Origin of the sequence: Pseudomonas bananamidigenes (assembly GCF_001679645.1) — a bacterium.
Lineage (GTDB): Bacteria > Pseudomonadota > Gammaproteobacteria > Pseudomonadales > Pseudomonadaceae > Aquipseudomonas > Aquipseudomonas bananamidigenes.
The window spans coordinates 99,281-119,551 of the sequence record NZ_LRUN01000002.1; the positions used below are offsets into that span (position 1 = coordinate 99,281).

17 protein-coding genes are annotated in these 20,271 nt (G+C 60.3%); 7 read left to right on the forward strand and 10 right to left on the reverse strand.

Annotation, left to right across the window (positions count from 1 at the left end; translation table 11 throughout):
• Positions 1-66: 66 nt before the first annotated feature.
• The 3 genes from qhpR (at position 67) to BBF94_RS01855 (ending at position 4,109) form a co-directional block, all read left to right on the forward strand.
• Positions 67-1,062, forward strand: a complete 996-nt coding sequence (gene qhpR / locus BBF94_RS01845; protein ID WP_065257351.1) for an AraC-like transcriptional regulator QhpR — start codon at positions 67-69, stop codon at positions 1,060-1,062.
• A 191-nt stretch (positions 1,063-1,253) separates the two neighbouring features.
• A complete protein-coding gene (locus BBF94_RS01850) occupies positions 1,254-2,684 on the forward strand; it encodes a coniferyl aldehyde dehydrogenase (protein WP_065257352.1) in 1,431 nt (476 codons plus the stop codon).
• A 24-nt stretch (positions 2,685-2,708) separates the two neighbouring features.
• Entirely contained in the window at positions 2,709-4,109 is a 1,401-nt protein-coding gene (locus BBF94_RS01855) for an NAD(P)/FAD-dependent oxidoreductase (RefSeq protein WP_225875029.1), read from the forward strand.
• Positions 4,110-4,163: 54 nt separating this feature from the next.
• Here the strand turns inward: BBF94_RS01855 and BBF94_RS01860 are convergent, their stop codons facing one another.
• Positions 4,164-4,823: a carbonic anhydrase gene (locus BBF94_RS01860; RefSeq protein ID WP_065257353.1), complete on the reverse strand. Its 660-nt coding sequence runs from the start codon at positions 4,821-4,823 to the stop codon at positions 4,164-4,166.
• Positions 4,824-5,059: 236 nt separating this feature from the next.
• Between BBF94_RS01860 and BBF94_RS01865 the strand changes: the two genes are divergently transcribed.
• Positions 5,060-5,626, forward strand: a complete 567-nt coding sequence (locus BBF94_RS01865) for a TetR/AcrR family transcriptional regulator (RefSeq protein ID WP_065257354.1) — start codon at positions 5,060-5,062, stop codon at positions 5,624-5,626.
• 83 nt (positions 5,627-5,709) lie between these two features.
• On the opposite strand, the gene BBF94_RS01870 is transcribed toward BBF94_RS01865, so the two are convergent.
• The 3 genes from BBF94_RS01870 to BBF94_RS01880 are packed head-to-tail and all read right to left on the reverse strand — an operon-like array spanning position 5,710 to position 11,436.
• A complete protein-coding gene (locus BBF94_RS01870) occupies positions 5,710-7,113 on the reverse strand; it encodes an efflux transporter outer membrane subunit (RefSeq protein ID WP_065257355.1) in 1,404 nt (467 codons plus the stop codon).
• Between the two features lie 3 nt (positions 7,114-7,116).
• Positions 7,117-10,248 carry an efflux RND transporter permease subunit gene (locus BBF94_RS01875; RefSeq protein ID WP_065257356.1) on the reverse strand — a complete coding sequence of 1,044 codons (3,132 nt, stop codon included), beginning with the start codon at positions 10,246-10,248 and terminating at the stop codon, positions 7,117-7,119.
• A gap of 27 nt (positions 10,249-10,275) precedes the next feature.
• Positions 10,276-11,436 carry a MexC family multidrug efflux RND transporter periplasmic adaptor subunit gene (locus tag BBF94_RS01880; RefSeq protein WP_065257357.1) on the reverse strand — a complete coding sequence of 387 codons (1,161 nt, stop codon included), beginning with the start codon at positions 11,434-11,436 and terminating at the stop codon, positions 10,276-10,278.
• A gap of 118 nt (positions 11,437-11,554) precedes the next feature.
• Between BBF94_RS01880 and BBF94_RS01885 the strand changes: the two genes are divergently transcribed.
• Positions 11,555-12,121, forward strand: a complete 567-nt coding sequence (locus tag BBF94_RS01885) for a TetR/AcrR family transcriptional regulator (RefSeq protein WP_065257358.1) — start codon at positions 11,555-11,557, stop codon at positions 12,119-12,121.
• Between the two features lie 53 nt (positions 12,122-12,174).
• Here the strand turns inward: BBF94_RS01885 and BBF94_RS01890 are convergent, their stop codons facing one another.
• The 3 genes from BBF94_RS01890 to BBF94_RS01900 form a co-directional block, all read right to left on the reverse strand.
• On the reverse strand, positions 12,175-13,314 hold the full coding sequence (locus BBF94_RS01890) for a glutathione-independent formaldehyde dehydrogenase (protein WP_065257359.1): 1,140 nt from the start codon (positions 13,312-13,314) through the stop codon (positions 12,175-12,177).
• A 144-nt stretch (positions 13,315-13,458) separates the two neighbouring features.
• On the reverse strand, positions 13,459-14,181 hold the full coding sequence (locus BBF94_RS01895) for a DUF72 domain-containing protein (RefSeq protein ID WP_065257360.1): 723 nt from the start codon (positions 14,179-14,181) through the stop codon (positions 13,459-13,461).
• A gap of 3 nt (positions 14,182-14,184) precedes the next feature.
• Positions 14,185-15,972, reverse strand: a complete 1,788-nt coding sequence (locus BBF94_RS01900) for a thiamine pyrophosphate-requiring protein (protein ID WP_065257361.1) — start codon at positions 15,970-15,972, stop codon at positions 14,185-14,187.
• 276 nt (positions 15,973-16,248) lie between these two features.
• On the opposite strand from BBF94_RS01900, the gene BBF94_RS01905 reads away from it, so the two are divergent.
• On the forward strand, positions 16,249-16,725 hold the full coding sequence (locus BBF94_RS01905; protein ID WP_065257362.1) for a hemerythrin domain-containing protein: 477 nt from the start codon (positions 16,249-16,251) through the stop codon (positions 16,723-16,725).
• 50 nt (positions 16,726-16,775) lie between these two features.
• On the forward strand, positions 16,776-17,309 hold the full coding sequence (locus BBF94_RS01910; protein WP_065257363.1) for a cupin: 534 nt from the start codon (positions 16,776-16,778) through the stop codon (positions 17,307-17,309).
• Here BBF94_RS01910 and cydB read toward each other — a convergent pair.
• From cydB to BBF94_RS01925, 3 genes are read right to left on the reverse strand one after another with little or no spacing between them, the layout of a single operon-like run.
• Positions 17,291-18,292: a cytochrome d ubiquinol oxidase subunit II gene (gene cydB / locus BBF94_RS01915; protein ID WP_065257399.1), complete on the reverse strand. Its 1,002-nt coding sequence runs from the start codon at positions 18,290-18,292 to the stop codon at positions 17,291-17,293. The genes BBF94_RS01910 and cydB overlap by 19 nt on opposite strands.
• Before the next feature lie 15 nt (positions 18,293-18,307).
• Complete coding sequence (locus BBF94_RS01920; RefSeq protein ID WP_065257364.1) at positions 18,308-19,681, reverse strand: cytochrome ubiquinol oxidase subunit I; 1,374 nt, start codon at positions 19,679-19,681, stop codon at positions 18,308-18,310.
• 50 nt (positions 19,682-19,731) lie between these two features.
• Complete coding sequence (locus BBF94_RS01925; protein WP_065257365.1) at positions 19,732-20,268, reverse strand: hypothetical protein; 537 nt, start codon at positions 20,266-20,268, stop codon at positions 19,732-19,734.
• Positions 20,269-20,271: the final 3 nt, after the last annotated feature.

A 20,271-nucleotide genomic window follows, 5' to 3' on the forward strand; every position in this document is an offset into this window, starting at 1 on the left:
GATGATGAAAAGGCCCGTCGGGCAACAAGAACAGGCTAGCCAAGCAATCAAAGGCCGCAGCGCACAATGAAATCCGTCCGTACCGTCATGTCTGAAAACTTCTTTCGTCGATTCCGCGATGTCTTTGCACCACACCTGAGCGCCGTAGGCATGGACACCCGGGTCCTTGAACGGGCCGACATCGAAATACCCGGCGAGCAGTACGTCGCCCTCTGGGAGGCAGCCGGCACGGTGAACCCTGATATCGGCCTTGATCTGGGCAATCAGACCGAAGCCAATGATTTCGGTGCACTCGGCCATGCCCTGCACTGCGCGCCGAGCGTCGAAAAAGCGCTGCGCATGCTGGAACAGTTCATCATTGTTTTCGCTCAGGAGTCAGTCATTAACTTCGAGTGCGAATCCAGATCGGCCTATGTCGAATATCAGATCATCGCCCCGACCATCCTCTATCGACGTCAGGATTCGGAATTCACGATTGCGTCGATTTTCCACCAGATCAATCTGCTGACGGACTGCATGATCAAGCCGCTTCGTGTCGACTTCGAACACGCAAAACCAGCAGATATTTCTGCACACAAGCGAATCTTCCGGTGCCCGATCCATTTCAATCAGCCCAGCAACCGGCTTCACTTGTCGCTCGATACCCTGCGCCTGCCGGTTTCCCATGCCAACGAACGCTTGCATGAGGCCCTCGAGCCATATCTTGAGCGGCAACGAAAGGAACGGGTGATTTCCGACGATATCCTGCCGCAGATCACCCGCATGATTGCCTCGGGCATGAGCAGCGGCAACCTGTCGCTGGTGGAGATCAGCGAGCAAATGGGCGTTAGCCGGCGCACCTTACAGCGCCGGCTCAAGGATCAAGGCATCGAATTTTCGTCGCTGATCGAAGATGTACGACGGGAACTGGCCCTGGCCTACATGCAGGGCTCGGATTATTCGGTGACGGAGATTTCGTTGCTGGTCGGCTATTCCGAATCCAGCTCGTTCACTCGCGCCTTTCGCCGCTGGACCGGCCAATCCCCCCAACGATACCGTGTTGCCCATCCGCCTCTTCGTTGATCGACCGGCTCGGCACCGCTGCCCGGGCTGACGCTTGGCGCGTTGTGCCGACAAGACTGGCGCCCACGGACAATTCGTCGACCGACCCGCTCGCTAACCTGAAATCCTTCCTTTGGGCCTGACGATCGGGCCGCTGCGTACCCGGCGGCATCCGTCAGACGCCAATCCGACTGTCCACCGGAGATTTCAGTATGAACCTGGCAGCCCCGGCGCTCTCCATCGACCGCAGCGAAGCAGAGGCCACACGTATATTTACCCTACAAACGGCCGCGCACCGGACCAACCCTGTTCCGAGCCTGCAGACACGAAAAGCCAACCTTAAACGACTGGAACGACTGTTGCTGGATAACCAGCACGCCATTTGCGAAGCGATCAGCCAGGATTTCGGCAATCGGGCCCACCAGGAAACCAAACTCCTTGAGTTGTTCCTGTCGGTTGACGGCATTCGTGACTGCCACAAGCGCTTGGGGAGCTGGATGAAACCGCAGTCCCGGCACGGTTCGATCTGGTTTCTGGGGGCGCGCAACACCGTGATTCCACAGCCCAAAGGCGTGGTCGGAGTGGTCGCGCCGTGGAATTACCCGTTGTTTCTGGTGATGGGACCGGTGACCAGCGCACTGGCAGCTGGCAATCGTTGCATGGTGAAAATGGCCGCGAATTCTCGGCATTTATGCAAATTGCTGCATCGGCTTGTCGCGGAGAACTTTGTCGAAGAGACGCTGGCCATCGTGCCTGATGTCAGCGGGTCGGTGTTCTCGAGCCTTCCGTTCGACCACTTGATTTTCACCGGCTCGGCGGACACCGGGCGGCAGGTCATGAAGGCGGCCTCGGCCAATCTGACACCGGTCACGCTCGAGCTGGGTGGCAAATCCCCCGTCATCGTGGCCGAAGACTTCGACCTTAAGACAGCGGCTGCGCGAATCCTGCAAATGAAAACGGTCAACGCCGGCCAGACCTGCGTAGCACCCGACTATGCCTTCGTTCACGAGTCGCAGCTCGAAGCCTTTGTCAGCGAATGTCGTGCAGTCGGAGCCAAGCGCTACAGCGCCATCGAAGCAAGCGACTACACATCGATCATTGACTGCGCCTCCTACGAACGTTTGCAAAACTATCTGGAAGACGCGCGGAACAAAGGGGCAAGAATCATCCCGGTGCTTCCCGGGCGCACCCATGACGCGCAGACGCGAAAAATCTGCCCGGTGCTGGTGGTGAACACCCACGAGGATATGCACCTGATGCAAGAGGAGATCTTCGGTCCGATCTTGCCGGTAAAAACCTATCGAACCCTCGATGAAGTGCTGAACTACATCCAGGATCGTGACCATCCGCTGGCACTTTACTTGTTCACTCATCAGCGAGCGGTTCAGGAAAAGGTCATTGCCTTGACTCAGTCGGGGGGCGTGGCCATCAACGATTGCGGTCTGCATGTCGCCCAGCACGACCTGCCGTTCGGCGGCGTAGGCGCCAGCGGTATGGGGCATTACCACGGCTATGAAGGCTTCGTGGAGTTCTCCAAACTGCGCCCGATCTTCAAGCAATTCATCCGCCCGGCCTTCCCGTTACTCTATCCGCCCTATGGAAAACTTTTCGATCGGTTGATGCGCCTGATGCTGGGACGCTGACTCAAGCGGTCACCCGATAGCTGTATGGCCTTCACCCCCTCTCCCGACGACGAGAACAAGAACATGACAGTCGACCCACGCACGCAACTGGAAAACAAATCGTTCTGGCAACGCAACTATGGCGCCTATTCCCCCAACCCGCCTTTGACTGAAAGCTTCAAGGCGGATGTGGTGATCATCGGGGCCGGGTTCACCGGTCTGAATACTGCCTGGCAGTTCAAGCAGGACAACCCCAACGCCCGGGTGGTGGTGCTGGAAGCCGCTATCGTCGGTTTTGGTGCCAGCGGTCGCAATGCCGGTTTCAGTACGAAAATGTTCGGCCTGGAGCCGGAGATGGTGCTTCTGCGCTGGGGGCGGCAGAAAATGTTCGAGGCCCATCAGTACCTGAAGAAGGCCGTGGCCTACACCCGAAATCTCATAGAAGAGCATCAGTTCCAGTCAGACTACCAACACAACGGCCTGGTCCGCATCAGTTACTCTGACAAGCAACTGGATCGCATGAAGAAAACCTATCAATTGTTCCAGGAACTGGGTATTGATGACGACATGACCTGGCGTGACAGGTCCCAGGTCCAGCAGGACTTCCACTCCGATCAGTTCGCCGGTGGAATCTACGAAACGGATACCGGGCAACTCGACCCTTGCAAACAGGTGCGAGCGCTGAAGAAACTGGCGGAATCCGCCGGGGTTGAAATCTACGAAACCACGCCGGTGACCCATATCGAACGAACCGCTTCGGTCATCCTCATCGAAACACCGAGCCATAAAATCGCGGCTGACAAGATCGTCGTGGCCACGAATGCCTACTCACGGCAGATACCCGACACCCGACGCTTGCAGACCCGTCAGTATCCGCTCTGGACCTATCAGGTCGTTACCGAGCCATTGACTGAGGCGCAATGGGACAGCATTGGCTGGAAAAACAGGCAGTCGTTTGGCGACAACCGTCAGATGCTTCATTACTTCAGGCCGACCGCCGATGGCCGCATCATCATGGGTGGCGGTGATGCGATCGTTTATCGTACGGAGGCCATGCGTGAAGTACCCTCGCCGGCAAGCTGGGACCATTGCGAAGCGCATTTGAAGTGGATTTACCCACAACTGAGGAACACCCGTATCGACTATCGCTGGGGCGGCCCCGTTTCCGTGAATGTCGACATGGTGCCCGAGATCAGCTTCATCAATGACGAACGCGTTATCTATTCCGGCGGATGCTTTGGTCATGGCGTGGCCTTGACCCATCTCAATGGCCGCACCATTGCTGACCTGCTCAACGGCAATAAATCCGAACTGACCGACTTCTGGATCGTCAATCGCCGGTCGATTTCGTTGAGCAGCGACACGCTGACGTTTCTGGGCGGCAGGCTTGCCCGTAAGGCCCTTCGGGCTTGGGACTGCTGGGAAGAAAGGAAATTGAAAGCCTGACCCGGCCCCGGGCTGCGCTGAGCACCGGGCCGGGTCGGGCCAATAAAGGCGTCGTTACATCTGATCCGTGTTGCGTGCAGCGACGGCAACGGTAGCCGGTGAATCGGAAAGCTTGACGAAGCGCCGGGTTGCGCCATCCAGCGCGTCGATGCAACCCGCCTCGATGTCATACACCCAGCCATGCAGATTCAGACGACCTTGTTCGAGCGCGAGGGCCACCGACGGGTGTGTCCGCAGGTTCGCCAGTTGTGCAATCACGTTTTCCCGCACGAGACCGTCGAGCTTGGCGCCAGGGGTTTCGAACTCATGGGCCGCGTTGATCGCTTTCGCGGCGTCTGCGTGACGCAGCCAGTTGGCGACCGCCGGAAGGTGATCCAGACAGGTGCAGCGTGAAATCGCGCCCATCGCTCCGCAATCCGAGTGACCGCAGATCACGATGTCCTTCACGCCAAGCACGGCGACTGCATATTCCACGGTGGCCGAGACGCCACCCGGTTCAGGTCCGTACGACGGCACGATGTTGCCGGCGTTGCGAATCACGAACAGCTCGCCCGGTTCGCGCTGTGTGAGAAGTTCAGGTACTACACGGCTGTCCGAGCAGGTGACGAACAATGCCTTGGGGTTTTGTTCTGTCGCGAGCTGCTTGAACAGCTCGACCCGCTGCGGATACACCTCGCGCTGAAAGCGCAGAAAGCCATCAATAATGTCACGCATGGAATCCTCCAATACCAGATGCCGGATACCGACACGAGCACTCGACATGCCTACGCGCCGCAATGGTCGCCATTATTACAGACCTCTCGCGTGTTGGCTGTATCCAATCAGCGGTGGTTCTGACTCTATACGGTGACGACGGCGGCTGGCCGGGGTGCCGGGGGAATTTCAACTGGTCTCGAACAGGGCTTTTCCTGCACAATCCCCCGCATTGAAATTCGCTTCGAGACTCACTGATGTCCCTGACACCCCAAGACGAACGACTCATCAAGGCGCTGGCACTGGCCATCGTTGATCGCCCGCGGGCCACGCTCAAGGAATTGGCGGAAGCCGCAGGTGTGAGCAAAGCGACGCTCCACCGTTTTTGCGGTACTCGTGACAATCTGGTGCAGATCATGGAAGGCCACGGTGAAACCGTGCTGAATCAGATCACCACGTCCACCGATCTGTCGCAGGGTGATCCCGTGCAGGCCTTGCGCAGTCTGGTCAACGAGCATCTGGCGCACCGTGAAATGCTGGTGTTCCTGCTCTTTCAGTACCGCCCGGACACCTTTACCGACACCGACGAAGGCAAACGCTGGCAGTTCTACCTCGATGCCCTCGATGCCTTCTTCCTGCGCGGCCAGCAACTGGGTGCGTTCCGTATCGATATCACCGCCGCGGTCTTTACCGAGCTGTTCCTGACCATGATCTTCGCCATGGTCGATGCCGAACGCCGTGGGCGTGCCGCCAGTGCCAACTCGGCCAACGTCGTGGAACAGATGTTTCTGCACGGCGCTGCCAATCCCGCCCGACCTCAATAACGCTGCACTTGGCAAAAAAAGGCCCCGTGACCTCTCGGCACACGGGGCTCAATGGCTGGACGCGCCAACCCAAAGGAGCTGCTTCAGGACTTGTCGGAGGACCAGCCGCCACCCAGCGAGCGGAACAGATCGATCAGTGCAATCTGCCGCTGAGTGCTGACTTCGATAAACGCCGTCTCGTTGACGAAGCTGGTGCGCTGGGCATCGAGGTAGCGCAGATGACTGTCGATGCCACCTTCATAGCGCGCCTTGGCCAGTTTCAGGGTCTCGCTGCTGGTGTTTGCCAGGGCGCGCCGGGCTGCCTCTTCCCGACGCAAAGTGTCGGTGGCGGCCAGTGAATCGGCGACTTCGCGAAACGCCGTCTGAACCGCCCCTTCATAAGCCGCCACCGCCGAGTCCTTGCGGGCTTCGGCCAGACTCAAGCCGGCACGGTTGCGCCCGGCATCGAACAACGGCAGCGACAGGTTCGGCACAAAACTCCAGGAACGCGAGCCTCCGTCGAACAAACCGGACATTTGCGCACTGGACGTACCGAAACTGCCAGTCAGGCTGATGCGCGGGAAGAACGCCGCTCGCGCCGCGCCGATGTCGGCATTGCGCGCCTGCAAGCGATGCTCGGCGGCGAGAATGTCGGGCCGGCGCTCGATCAGGGCGGACGGGGTGTCCGGGGCGATGTCCTGCACCAGCATTGGCTCACTCGATAATTTCTCGGGAATCGACTTCGCCGCATCCCTGGTGCCGAGCAACAGCACCAGCGCGTTGAAGGCCTGCTGTTTCTGTCGCAGATTGCTCTCCTGCTCGGCCCGCGATTGCTCCACCAGCCCCAACGCTTCCTGATAGTCCAGCGCAGTGGCGGTACCGTTCGAACGGCGCTGGCTGATCAGAGCGAACGAATACTCGCGGCTGCTCAGCGTTTGCCGGGTCAGTTCCAGACGACGCTGGGCGCCGTCGTGAACCAGATAAGCCTGACTGACCTCGGCGATCAAGGCGATCTGCGCCGCACGGGCGGCTTCTTCAGTGGCCAGGTATTCCTGCAACGCAGAATCAGTGAGGCTCTTCACCCGACCGAACAGATCCAGCTCATATTCCGGCAACGCAACGCCCACCTGATAGTTGCTGGCAACCCCTGCCCGGCCATCGCTGGCCAGGTCCGCCGGCAAACGCTGACGATTGCCGGAGGCATTGGCATTCAAGCCCGGAACCCGGTCGGCCCGCTGAATGCGGTATTGCGCCCGGGCCTGTTCGATGTCCAGCAGCGTCTGTCGCAACGAGCGGTTGTTGTCCAGCGCGATGGTCACCAGTCGGCGCAGGTCGGGATCGACAATAAACGTCTGCCACGCCAGTTGATTGATCGGGCTGCCCTTCTTGGTCGACTCTCCCGCCCAGTGATCCGCCACCGGTGCAACGGGACGCTCATAAGTCGGTGCCAGCGAACAGCCGCCCAGCATCAGGGCGATCACCAGCGTAGAGAAAGCTGAAATACGCATGAATCACTCCTGAGCCAAAGCGGGTTGTTCAATGGGGGCCGGTTTGCTGCGCAACCGCGACAGCACCCAGACAAAACAGATCGGTACGAACAGCACACCCAGCAGTGTCGCACTGAGCATGCCGCCAATCACGCCGGTACCGATGGCGCGCTGACTCGCCGCGCCGGCACCGGTGGCAATGGCCAGCGGCACGACACCGAGAATGAACGCCATGGAGGTCATCACGATTGGCCGGAAGCGAAGGCGTGCGGCCTCGATGGCGGCGTCGCGCAGGCTGTAGCCCTTCTCCCACAGTTCCTTGGCGAACTCGACGATGAGGATCGCGTTCTTCGCCGCCAGGCCGATGATGGTGATCAGCCCCACCTTGAAGTACACGTCGTTGGGCATGCCGACGACCATCACCGCCAGCACCGCACCGATGGCGCCGATCGGCACGATCAGCATCACCGTCAGCGGAATGGCCCAGCTTTCGTACAACGCCACCAGCAACAGGAACACCACCAGGATCGCCAACGCGAAGAGTTGCGTTGCCTGACCGCTGGAGACCTTTTCCTGATACGAAAGCCCCGTCCATTCGTAGCTGAAACCGGCCGGCAGTTGCGCGGCCAGACGCTCCATTTCCGCCATGGCTTCACCGGTGCTGTAACCCGGTCCGGCGTCACCGACGATGCGAATCGACGGATAACCGTTGTAGCGCACCAGTTGCACCGGCCCTTCTTCCCAATGGGTGGTGACGAAGGCGCTCAACGGAACCAGATTGCCGGCGCTGTTGTGGACGTACAGTTTGAGTACACTTTCCGGGGTCATCCGGTCGCCCTGCTCGGCCTGCACCACGACGCGCTGCTGGCGTCCGGCGTTGGTGAAGTCGTTGATCACCTCCGAGCCGAACGCGGCGGACAATGCCCCGCTGATCGATTCGAAACTCACGCCCAGGGTGCGCGCCTTGTCACGGTCGATCACCACCCGCAATTGCGGCGACTCGGCCAGACCTTCCATCATCGCGTAAAGGATTTTCGGGTTGCCGTTGGCCTGTCCGAGCAATTGGTCACGGGCGGCGATCAAGGCTTCGCGGCCCAGGCCGGCACGATCCTGCAGACGCAGCGCAAAACCGCCGGAGTTGCCCAGGCCATCGATCGGAGGCGGCGGCACGGCCATCACGGCGCCGTCGTTGGTCACGGCAAACTGCTCGTTGAGTGCCATGACTTCCGCCATGGCCGATTGATCTTCACCCCGCAGCGACCAGTCCTTGAACACCGGGAAGGCCAGCGCCGCGTTGTCGCCCATGCCCGAGAAACTGAAGCCCGAAACCAGGAAAGTCGATTGCACCGCGTCACGGGAAGCGAGGAAGCGCTCCAGCTGTTCGCCAGTGGCCTCGGTACGGGTGCGGGTCGCGCCCGGCGGCAATTGCACGTCGACAATCATGTAACCCTGGTCTTCCACCGGCACGAAGGACTCCGGCAAGCGCAGGTAGAAGTAACCGAGCACCGCAATAATGCCCGCGTACACCAGCATCATCCGTCCGGCACGGGCGACCAGCCCGTTGTTCAGGATCGAATAACGCTCGGTGAGCCGGGCGAACCCACGGTTGAAGGCACCGAAGAAACCACGTTTTTCATGATGACCCTGAGGGATCGGCTTGAGCAGCGTGGCGCACAGGGCCGGCGTGAAGGTCAGTGCGAGGAAGCCCGAGAACAGGATCGACACCGCCAGCGACACCGAAAACTGCTGGTAAATCACCCCCACCGAACCGGACATGAACGCCAGCGGCATGAACACTGCCGACAGCACCAGGGTGATGCCGATGATCGCGCCCGAGACCTGACTCATGGCCTTGACCGTGGCGTCGACCGGCGACAACCCTTCTTCGGCCATGATCCGCTCGACGTTCTCCACCACCACGATGGCATCGTCCACCAGAATGCCGATCGCGAGCACCATGCCGAACATGGTCATCATGTTCACCGAGAAGCCCAGCAGGTACATCATCACCAGCGTGCCGAGCAGGCACACCGGCACCACAATCGACGGAATCAGCGTGTAACGGATGTTCTGCAGGAACAGGAACATCACCAGGAACACCAGTACCATTGCCTCGATCAGGGTGTGAATCACCTTCTCGATGGCCACATCGACAAAACGCGACGTGTCGTAAGGCACGGAATATTCAACGTCCGCAGGGAAATACGCCGACAGTTCCGCCAGGCGCGCCTTGACCGCACTGGCCGTCTGGATCGCGTTGGCACCCGGGGACAGCTGAATCGCTGCTGCCACCGCCGGTTTGCCATTCAGACGCGAGTTGAAGTTGTAGCTTTCCTGGCCAACTTCCACACGGGCGACGTCGCCCAGTTTGACCGTCGAGCCATCTTCGTTCGCGCGCAGGACGATGCGACCGAATTCTTGCGGATTATCCAGCGTGCCCTTTACCGCCAGCGTGGCGGTCAGTTCCTGCTGGCTGCTGCTCGGCGTGCTGCCGAAGCTGCCCGCCGGCACCTGCACGTTCTGCCCCCGGATAGCATTGTTGACGTCCTCGATGGACAGGCCGTAGCCCACCAGTTTCTGCGGATCGATCCAGACCCGCATGGCGGCTTCGGACGAGAAGAACTGCAGTTTGCCGACACCCGGCACCCGGCGCAGTTCGTTGTTGATGTTGCGCGCGGCGTAGTCGCCCAATGCGGTCGTATCACTGTGCTGACTGCCTTCCTTGTAGCTGAGCGCATAGATCAGCAGGAAACCGGCGCTGGTCTGTTCCACCTCAAGGCCCTGAGTGAGCACCGCTTGCGGCATGCGCGCCTCGGCCTTTTTCAGGCGGTTTTGCACATCGACCTGGGCAAGTTGCGGATCGGTGCCGGGCTGGAACGTCACCACGATCTCGGCAATGCCGTTGGAGTTGTTGGTCGACTCGAAATACAGCAGGTTCTTCGCACCGTTGAGCGACTCTTCGATCACGCTGGTGACCGAATCCACCAGCACCTTGGCCGAGGCACCGGGATAGGTCGCCGTCACCTTGATCTGGGGCGGCGCAACGTCGGGATACTGCGCCACCGGCAGCATCGGAATGGCCAGCAGACCGGCCAGAGAGATGAACAACGCCACCACCCAGGCAAAGTTCGGGCGCTTGATGAAAAACTTGGACATCGGAAAATCCTCGCGACAACGGCGCCCTTACTGTTTCGACTCAGGCGACTGAGCCAGGGCCGGGGATTGACCCGCAACGACCTTGGTCCCCGGTTGCAAACCGGCCAGACCGCCGACGATCACCTGATCGCCGGCCTTCAGGCCCTCACTGATCTGCCAGCGCGAATCCTGCATGGCACCGGTCACGACAGTGCGTGCCTCGACCCGGTCATCGGCGCCGACCACCAGCACCTGGGCGCTGCCATCGCTGCCGCGCTGCACCGAGCGCTGCGGCACGAGAATCGCCTGGCTGTCTGTGCCTTGCGGCGTGCGCACACGGACAAACATGCCCGGCAACAGCACGCCGTCGGTATTGGCGAATTTGCCGCGCAACGACACCTGCCCGGTGCCGCGATCCACCGCCACGTCGGTAAACATCAGCGCCCCCTGACGCTCGTACGCGGTGCCCTCGACCCGGACCGACAACGCCGTGTTGTCGTCAGCGGAGAGTTTTCCGTCCTTGAGCGATTCACGCAGACGCAGTGCCTCGGCAGCCGACTGCGTGAAGTCGACGTACACCGGATCCAGCTGCTGAATGCGCGCCATCAAGGTTGCATCCCCCTGCCCGACCAGCGCACCTTCGGTGACCAGTGCACGGCCGACACGACCGGAAATCGGCGCCGTCACCGAGGCATAACCGAGGTTCAACCGTGCCGTCTGCAGATCGGCCTGGGCCGAACGGGTGGCTGCCTGCGCGCTGCGCAGATCAGCCATGGCGCTGTCGAAATCCTGCTGGCTGACCGCCTCGATTTTCACCAGCGGCTCATAGCGCTTGACCCGGGCCTGCGCCTCAAGCGCAACGGACTGGGCGCGAGCCAGTTCACCCTCGGCCCGGGACAACGCTGCCTTGAGCGGTGCCGGGTCGATCTGGAACAACAGATCCCCGGCTTTCACATCCGCGCCCTCTTCAAAACGCTTTTGCATCACGATGCCCGGTACCCGGGCACGCACTTCCGCGACGCGCATCGGCTCGACCCGGCCCGGCAGCTCCGAAGAGAGCGCCAACGCTTCAGTCTTCACCGCCAGCACTTCTACCGGACGCGCCACTTCAGCGCTGCTCGCTGCCTGATCCTCAGTCGGCCCACACCCGGCCAACGCAATGGCGAGTGCCAACGAACTCGCCATCCCTACCGCACGCAAATTGCCCATAACTCACCCAAGGCTTGATCGAATTTGGCGCGAATGCTACGTTTCAAATCCTAATGAGTCAATATTGTCTCATGTGAGTATTTTGTGAATCTTGTATGACTGTCGCCAAGGCCCCGTGATGAACTCGATTTCCCATGATGAACAGCTGCTCAAATCGCTGACGCTGGCGGTGGTCAACCGACCGCGAGCGACGATGAAGGAGCTGGCGCAACTGGCAGGCGTGAGCAAGGCGACCCTGCACCGCCATTGCGGCACGCGGGAAAACCTGATCGTGCAACTGGAGGCGCATGCCGAGGGCACGCTCAGACTGATCATCGATAACGCCGCTTTAGAGGGGACAGAACCACTGGACGCGCTGCGCCGGTTGATCCGCGAACACTTGGCCCATCGTGAAATGCTTGCGTTTCTGATGGCGCAGTACCGCCCCGATTTCCTCGATCTGGAATGCGGCGGCACACGCTGGCTGTTTTATCTGGAGGCGCTGGACGGCTTCTTCCTGAAAGGCCAGCAGAGCGGGTTGTTTCGCATCGACATCACCGCCGCGATCCTGACCGAACTGTTCATCGCTCTGGTCTACGGTCTGGTGGATGCCGAGCAGCGCGGGCGGGCTGCCAACGCCAACTCGGCCAGAATGATCGAGCACATGTTCCTGCAAGGAGCTTCCTCGGCTGAAGGCGTTCGCTGACGTCCATCTGCACGAAGCAAGCCTTCAGCAATTGCCTTTCTGTCAAAGCAGACTCACGCGCCCGGTTTCAGGACGACCTTGGTCCAGCCGTTGTCACGCTCATCAAAATGTTTGTAGGCGTCCGGCCCCTCCTCGAGCTTCAGACGATGAGAGATGATCTGCGCAGGATTGGCGCGACCGTGGTGAATGAGCTCGGCCAATCGGCGATTGTAGGCTTTGACGTTGGCCTGACCGGTCTTGATCTGCTGGCCCTTGAACCAGAAAGCACCGAAATCGAAGGCCATCTTGCCTTGCCTGGCGAGTTCGTTTTCGGCCCCCGGGTCTTGCGGTACGAAGACCCCGACGACGCCGATTCCGCCGGTGGCCTTGGTGGAGGCGACCAGATTGTTCATGGTCAGGTGATTGGCTTCATGGCCATGTCGATCACAACATTGGTAGCCCACGCATTCGCAGCCACGATCCGTACCTTTGCCATGGGTCAGGTTGAGAATCTGGTCCACGGCCTCCTTCTCGACCGAATTGATCGGCGTTGCACCGATGCTGGCGGCGAGCTTCAGCCGGTCAGGGTGATCGTCGACGACAAAGACCTGCGATGCCCCTTTGATCATGGCGGAGTGAGCGGCCATCAAGCCGACCGGGCCGGCGCCATAAATGGCGATGCTTTCGCCCGGCAGCAGGCCGGCCAGCTCGGTGGCGTGCCAGCCGGTGGGGAAGATGTCGGACAGCATCACGTAATCATCTTCCCGCTCCTGGGCGTCCTCGGGTAGAACCAGACAGTTGAAGTCCGCATAGGGCACCCGCAGCAATTCTGCCTGGCCGCCTTGATACGGCCCCATGTCGGCAAACCCATAAGCGGCACCCGCCGTGCCCGGATTGGCCGTAAGGCAGAAACCGGTCAGGCCCCTCTCGCAGTTTTCACAGAAACCGCAGCCGATGTTGAAGGGAAGGCAAACTCGATCTCCCACCTTTACCCGCTCCACCGCTGCGCCCGCTTCGATGACTTCCCCCAGATTCTCGTGTCCGAAAACCCGGCCGGTTTCCATCGAAGTGCGCCCCTCGTACATGTGCAGATCGGAACCGCAGATGTTGGTCGTCGTGATTCTGACCAGGACATCGGTCGGCTTTTCAATTTTCGGATCGGCGACGTTTTGCACACTGACGTCACGCGGGCCGTTATAGACGATTGCTTTCATGGTCTTCTCCCGTTGGCAGACAAAGTGAAATTTCGCCTGCTCAGACTTATCTGTCAGAGACGGCCAAAGGGATGTTCAAACAATTGCCAGACCGCTGCGACGAGTGGTGGCGTGCGACGTCTTTGGTCAGAACGATTGAACGACTCACGTCTCAAGCCAATCAGACAGCGTCAGCGCATTGACCAGAGCCGCGCCGCTGGCCGTGTTATCGAAGATGCACCAGACATGCTCGGCCTCGACCGTTCGCAGCTGCATGGCCAGTTTTTTCAGGTAATCAGAGCCGTAAGGACTGTGGTAAATCCTCGGCGAGCCGTGCAAGCGCCAGTACTGTGTACCCGGCGCCCCGCGAGGTGCGCCATCGGTCTCTATTCGCGAGGGATCGACCGCCGCCTGGGCAATCTGCCAGGTCGTCAGACGCGGCTGGGCATTCACCCAGCTGGAGTGACGTGGCTCCAGTACGACGGAACCGGAAAACCGGTCCCGTAAGTGGTTGAAGAAAACCCGGGCGACGGCCTCGTCATAAGCGAGCGACGGTGGCAGTTGCACCAGCAGACAGCCCAGACGCTGGCCGAGCCCTGAACACTGTTCAAGGAACGTATCCAGCTCGGTCTCGCATCCGGCCAGCCGCCGTTCGTGAGTGATGACTTTCGGTACTTTCACGCTGAACCGGAAATCCGGAGGCACGGCTTGCGCCCACCGTTCGTAGGTCGTTCGGCGATGCGGTCGGTAAAACGAACTGTTGATCTCGACACCCGAGAGCCTGAGGGCGTAACGCTGCAGATGCGTTCCATCCCCGGGAAATTCGGCGGCAAGATCACGCCCGATGCCCCATCCCGCGCAACCGATATACAGATGCGGCGCGCCCATGAGTCACTTCTTGCGCGACATGACCGAGCCCAGCACCTGCCTGGCGGTCTGCACCAGAACACCCGCCTCGTCCGGATCGCCCTTGAGCAAGGTCGTGGCGAACTTCTTCGCCTGTTCGAGCTTGATGTGCGGCGGCAGCGGCGGCACGTTGGGGTCGGTCTTGAACTCGATCAGCACGGGAACCTCCGAAGCCAGCGCCTGCTCCCACGCGGCGGCCACGTCCTCTTCGCGATCGACGAAGATGCCTTTCAAGCCAATGGAAATGGCGAACAGGTGATAAGGAACATCGGGAATGCTCTGTGACGCTTCGAACTTCGGATCCCCCTCCATGACCCGTTGTTCCCAGGTCACCTGATTGAGGTCTTCATTGTTGAAGACCGCGCAGATCCACTTGGGGCTCGCCCATTGCCGCCAATATTTGGCCACCGTGATCAACTCCGCCAGATTGCTCATCTGCATCGCACCATCGCCCACCAGCGCGATCACCGGACGTTCCGGGAACGCGAATTTGGCCGCAATCGCATAAGGCACGGCAGCGCCCATCGAAGCCAGGCCGCCGGACAAAGAACACTTCATGCCGCGTCGCACTTTCAGATCGCGGGCGTACCAGTTGGCGCAAGAGCCGGAATCGCTGGTGATGATCGAAAGCTCCGGCAGGCGTGGCGACAGTTCGAACACCACCCGCTGAGGATTGACGGGATCGGCCTTGACCATGGCGCGTTTTTCCAGGGTCTTTTCCCAGGAAGCGCGCCAGCCTTCGACCTTTTTGCGCCATTTGCGTGAAGTTTTGTGCTCGAGCAACGGCAACAATTCGGCGAGGGTTTCCCCGGCGTCACCCACCAGATTGACTTCCATGGGATAGCGCAGGCTCAGCATGTCGGGTTGCAGATCGATCTGCACCCCGCGTGCCTGACCTTCCTTTGGCAGAAATTCAGAGTACGGAAACCCCGAGCCGATCATCAGCAAGGTGTCGCATTCGGTCATCAGCTTGTAGCTCGGCTCGGTGCCCAGCAAACCGATGCTGCCCGTGACCCAGGGCAGTTCGTCCGGCAGTACCGCTTTGCCGAGAAGCGCCTTGGCGACACCGGCGCCGAGTTTTTCCGCCACAGCGATGACCTGGTCGGTGGCCTGCAACGCACCGGCTCCCACCAGAATCGCCACTTTCTCGCCTGCGTTAAGAACCTCGGCGGCGCGTTGCAGATCCGCGTCATATGGCACGACTTTCGGTTTGGTATAACCCACCCCGGAATGCACGGTGCCATGGGTCCGTCCCGGAGCTTCATATTCGATGTCCTGCAAGTCGTTGGGCAGGATGATCGCCGTCACGCGCCGCTCACCGACAGCCGTGCGTACCGCCCTGTCGATCAAGTGGCGAACCTGTGCCGGAGCTGACGCCTGTTGCACAAAGGCACCGGCCACATCCTTGAACATCGACAGCAGGTCAAGCTCCTGCTGATAGTGTCCGCCGAGTGCCGCGCGCGCCTGTTGACCCACGATGGCCAGCACGGGTACGTGATCCATGCGCGCGTCGTAGAGCCCCGTGATCAGGTGCGAAGCACCGGGGCCCGAAGTGGCGATGCACACCCCCAACTCACCGGTGAACTTGGCATGCGCCGAGGCCATGAACGCAGCCATCTCTTCGTGTCGCGCCTGAATGAATTCGATCTTGCCCTGGGCCCGGCTCAGTGCACCGAAAACGCCGTTGATGCCGTCGCCCGGATAACCAAAAATCCGCGTCACGCCCCACTCGCTCAGTCGCTCGACCAGAAAATCTCCTACGGTCATCGTCATGTCGTTTCCGCCTTCATCCAGTGCATGTAAAGGACTGGACAGTCCGGCGGACGGCGAAGTTCGTGTGGATGTCGAGCCCATGTGACGCATGGGCTGATTGCAAGGCTGGCGAAGGGTGAATCTTGCAGAGTGCAATCCGGCCTACAGGCAGGTCGAGCTTCATGTCGCTGATTTGAAAGACATTTTTATCCGGGACGGAAATGGCATGCGAAATGCGAGTACGCCTGAGCACATAACAATGATTCAGCCGCAATCCTTTAATCGGAGACAGCCAAAATGAACGCCATCGATCTTCTGAAAGCTGACCATGAAAAAGTGAAAGGCATTCTGGGCCAATTGAGCGATTCCACCGAACGGGCCACCAAAAAACGGGTAGAGCTTCTGGAAAAGCTCGAGATGGAAATCACCATCCATACCCGCCTGGAAGAGGAAATCCTCTACCCGGCCTTCAAGGCAGCGGGCAGCAAGGAACAGGATGTGATGTATTACGAGGCCAAGGAAGAACATCGCACCGTGGATTCACTCGTACTGCCCGACCTCAAGGAAACCGATCCCGGCACCCCGGAATTCGCAGGCCGGGTGAAAGTCGTCAAGGAGCTGCTGGAACACCACATCGAGGAAGAGGAGAAAGAGATGTTTCCTCAAGCCAGGAAACTGCTCGGCAAAGCCCGACTCGATGAACTTGGCGAACAGATGGAAGCCATGAAAAGCGCCTGTAAAAAGGAATGGGTCGCCAGCCATATGGCGGCATGACCAGCCACAGGGCCTGATTGACGATCAGGCCCTTTTTCGGGAGAGCAGTCATGACCCGAGATGATTCCGATTCGGTGCACGCCTTGTTGCTACCGCGCAATGGCTGGGTGCCGAACAATCCGCGTCTGCCCGTGTTGGTGTATTCCGGTGCCATTGCCATCCAGGGTGAAGATCCAGCGTCGGCATTCGAGAAAACCTTTGCCGACAACGGCTGGCCGCCACAGTGGCGCTCCACTGTTTTTGACTATCACCATTACCATACCCAGGGCCATGAGGTGCTTGGCATTGCCTGCGGCGAGGCACGCTTGATGATCGGCGGCCCCGACGGGCAGATACTCATGGTCAGCGCGGGCGATGTCCTGTTGTTGCCGGCGGGCACCGGACATTGCAGCCTGAATGCCAGCGACGATTTTCTGGTGGTTGGCGCCTACCCGCCTGGCCAGCATGCGGACATTCGCCGCGAGTCGCCCAGCGAAGCTCAGTTGCAGCAAATCGAAACACTGCCATTCCCTGCCACCGACCCTGTTCAGGGCCGCTCTGGAGCGTTGACCGAGCATTGGACGAGTCAATCTTCGGCGGGGTGAATCTTGCCGCTGAACACGCGAAAACCATAGGTGTTGTAAAACAGCGTCAGCGGGATCAGCACCGCGAACCCCGTCAGCATGAACACCTGACTGACCGGGCTCGACGCAGCAGCCTGCAAGGTCAATTGCGGCGGGATGATCAGCGGAAACAGGGCGACGAGCATCAAGGCGAATGCCAGGACGAAAATGCCCAGGGCAGCGAACAGCGGCAGATAGTCGCGTCGGGTTGCGAAGGCCGCCCGGAATCCGGCGAGCAACAGCGTCAGGGTCGCCATTGTCGGTAGCCATACCCGAGGATTTCCCAGGCGTTGCGCATACTGCGCGTGAAGGGTCGATGTCCAGACAACCAGAACGATCAGCAAGGCCACGGTCAGCATGGCCAAGCACTTTGCCTGCCGTCGCGCGCGGATCTGAAGTTCACCTTCGCATCTCCAATACAGCCACCCTGCGCCCAGCCATGTGTAGCCGATCACCAGCACCGCGCCGCAAAACAACGGGAACGGGGCCAGCCATTCCCAACCGCCACCGCTGTATTGGCCGTTCTGTTCGGGCACACCTTGTACCAGCGTGCCCAGCACGATCCCCTGACAACCGCCAGCCACAACCGAGCCGAGCATCAATAAACCATCCACCCCGCGCTTGATGCGGTGATCGGGCGCATGATCGCGAAACTCCAGCGCCATCGCCCGGACAATCAACGCCAGAAACATCAGCATGAACGGCAGGTACAGCGCCGGCAGCAGAATGGCGTAAGCCTTGGGGAACATGGCGAGCAAGCCACCGCCGCCGAGCACCAGCCAGGTTTCGTTGGCGTCCCAGATCGGCAGGATGCTCACGACCATGGCCCGGCGGTGTTGACGGCTGCGAGTCACGCCCATCAAGGTGCCCGTGCCCAGATCCGTGCCGTCCAGCAGCACATAGTTCAGCACGGAGAACCCGACTGCTGCCGCGCAGAGAAGTGTCAGCCAGTCAGTACCCAACATGCGCTTCAAGCCTCATCATTTGCCGGTTTCCCGTGCGAGAGCAGGTTGCGGCCCTTCTTCGTGCTCGCGGGGCGGCTCACGCAACAGACGCAGCAGCACCCACAGGCCGATCCCGAATATCGCCAGGTAGAACAGCAAAATGGTCCACGTGGCGCTGACGACCTGCGCCCGAGACACGAACGAAAGACTGTCGGCCGTGCGCAACAGACCATAGACGGTGAACGGCTGACGCCCCACTTCGGTAACCACCCAGCCGCAGAGCATCGCCAGCATTCCCGCCGGCGCCATCCACACACTGACTCGAAGCATCCAGCGCGCCACGTACAAGCGACCGCGCCAACGCAGTACCAGGCTGATGACGCCCTGCCCCAGCATCAACAGGCCCAGACCGACCATCGCCCGAAAGGCAAAAAACACGGCCGGCACTGGCGGGATGTCCTGCGCCGGAAATTCGTCGAGCGCCGGGATCGTGCTGCTCAAGTCGTGGCGCAAATACAAGGAGGCGATGCGTGGGATCGCCACCTCCCAATGATTGCGCCGCTGGTCCATGTCAGGGATCGCGAACAGACGCAAGGGCTCGCCCGCGCCCTCGGGTGGACGCGTCCATGTGCCCTCGATGGCAGCGACCTTTTGCGGCTGATACTCGAGGCTGTGTTCGCCATGCAGATCACCGACCACGATCTGCACCGGGATCAGCACTGCAAGTGCCCAGAGCGCCATGGAATAGGTCAGCCGGGCCCTTGGATTCTGGGGCGCATGCAGCAACTGCCAGGCGCTGACACCGGCCAGCAGCGTGGCCGTACCCAGCAGCGTGGCCAGGGTCATGTGCGCGAACCGGTATGGAAAGGACGGATTGAAGATGATCGCCCACCAGTCCCGGGCGATGAACCGACCATCGGCGGCTATCGAATAACCGGCGGGGGTCTGCATCCACGAATTGGCTGACAGAATCCAGAACGCACTGATCAGCGAGCCCGCCGCAACGGCGCAGGTGGCGAAGAAATGAAGACGCGGGCCAACTTTTTTCAAACCGAACAGCATGATTCCCAGAAAACCGGCCTCGAGGAAAAAAGCCGCCAGCACCTCGTAGAACATCAAGGGGCCAAGGATATCGCCCGCCTGCGTCGACAAGCGCGACCAGTTGAGCCCGAACTGGTACTCCAGAATCAGCCCCGACGCCGTGCCCACCGCCATATTGAGCGCGAAGATTTTCAGCCAGTAGCGGTAGACATCCAGATAGACCGCCTTGCCGCTGCGTAACCACAGGGCCTCGAGCACCATCAGGAAATTCGCCAGACCAATGGTCAGCGCTGCGAGGACGATATGGAAACTGATGGTGAGCGCAAACTGCGCCCGCGCGGCCATCAGAGCGCAATCAAGGGTTTCCATGGTGCGGGCCGGGGGTGCGGGCGCAAGTGTGAATGACGGGTTTCACGTTCTCATCCCCCCGGATTGGCCAGTTGTATGTAAACGGACCATCCTGTCAGCAACACCCAGAATGCTGCGAAGATCCAGGGCGTGCGCACCGAAAACAGCAGCGCCTTGCGATAACCCTTGTGGCTGGACTCGCGCTCGCTGAACAGTGGCGACTCGTCATAGGCCAGTCCCATCACAGGCTCGCTGCGCAGCAGCTCGCTCTGCTTGTAATACCAATGGTCGATGATGTCGTACGCCGCGCGGATACCCGGCCAGGCATTCAGCGAAGTGAGTATGCCCAGCAGCGCCAGCAACGGTGGCACCACCAGCGTGAACAGTTTTCCCCATTCAGGGTTGACGTTGGCCATGCACGAGCCGAACGCAATGACCAGAAAGGATTGCGCAGTCAAATACGCATTGGTCCGGTTGGAGAGAATGCTGGTTTCGTACTGGATTTCACGCCGGTAAAAGTCCAGCCGCTGTTTGGGTGAACCAAACATCGTTGCGTCCCTTGCAGACAGTTCGGTGTCGCTCACCTGGGAAGTCAGAATTCTAGGCAAAAC

Bases quoted from the DNA above. Each gene is read 5' to 3' on its own strand.
- qhpR (WP_065257351.1), top strand. From the start codon at position 67: ATGAAATCCGTCCGTACCGTCATGTCTGAAAACTTCTTTCGTCGATTC.
- BBF94_RS01850 (WP_065257352.1), top strand. From the start codon at position 1,254: ATGAACCTGGCAGCCCCGGCGCTCTCCATCGACCGCAGCGAAGCAGAG.
- BBF94_RS01855 (WP_225875029.1), top strand. From the start codon at position 2,709: ATGGCCTTCACCCCCTCTCCCGACGACGAGAACAAGAACATGACAGTC.
- BBF94_RS01860 (WP_065257353.1), bottom strand. From the start codon at position 4,823: ATGCGTGACATTATTGATGGCTTTCTGCGCTTTCAGCGCGAGGTGTAT.
- BBF94_RS01865 (WP_065257354.1), top strand. From the start codon at position 5,060: ATGTCCCTGACACCCCAAGACGAACGACTCATCAAGGCGCTGGCACTG.
- BBF94_RS01870 (WP_065257355.1), bottom strand. From the start codon at position 7,113: ATGCGTATTTCAGCTTTCTCTACGCTGGTGATCGCCCTGATGCTGGGC.
- BBF94_RS01875 (WP_065257356.1), bottom strand. From the start codon at position 10,248: ATGTCCAAGTTTTTCATCAAGCGCCCGAACTTTGCCTGGGTGGTGGCG.
- BBF94_RS01880 (WP_065257357.1), bottom strand. From the start codon at position 11,436: ATGGGCAATTTGCGTGCGGTAGGGATGGCGAGTTCGTTGGCACTCGCC.
- BBF94_RS01885 (WP_065257358.1), top strand. From the start codon at position 11,555: ATGAACTCGATTTCCCATGATGAACAGCTGCTCAAATCGCTGACGCTG.
- BBF94_RS01890 (WP_065257359.1), bottom strand. From the start codon at position 13,314: ATGAAAGCAATCGTCTATAACGGCCCGCGTGACGTCAGTGTGCAAAAC.
- BBF94_RS01895 (WP_065257360.1), bottom strand. From the start codon at position 14,181: ATGGGCGCGCCGCATCTGTATATCGGTTGCGCGGGATGGGGCATCGGG.
- BBF94_RS01900 (WP_065257361.1), bottom strand. From the start codon at position 15,972: ATGACGATGACCGTAGGAGATTTTCTGGTCGAGCGACTGAGCGAGTGG.
- BBF94_RS01905 (WP_065257362.1), top strand. From the start codon at position 16,249: ATGAACGCCATCGATCTTCTGAAAGCTGACCATGAAAAAGTGAAAGGC.
- BBF94_RS01910 (WP_065257363.1), top strand. From the start codon at position 16,776: ATGACCCGAGATGATTCCGATTCGGTGCACGCCTTGTTGCTACCGCGC.
- cydB (WP_065257399.1), bottom strand. From the start codon at position 18,292: ATGTTGGGTACTGACTGGCTGACACTTCTCTGCGCGGCAGCAGTCGGG.
- BBF94_RS01920 (WP_065257364.1), bottom strand. From the start codon at position 19,681: ATGGAAACCCTTGATTGCGCTCTGATGGCCGCGCGGGCGCAGTTTGCG.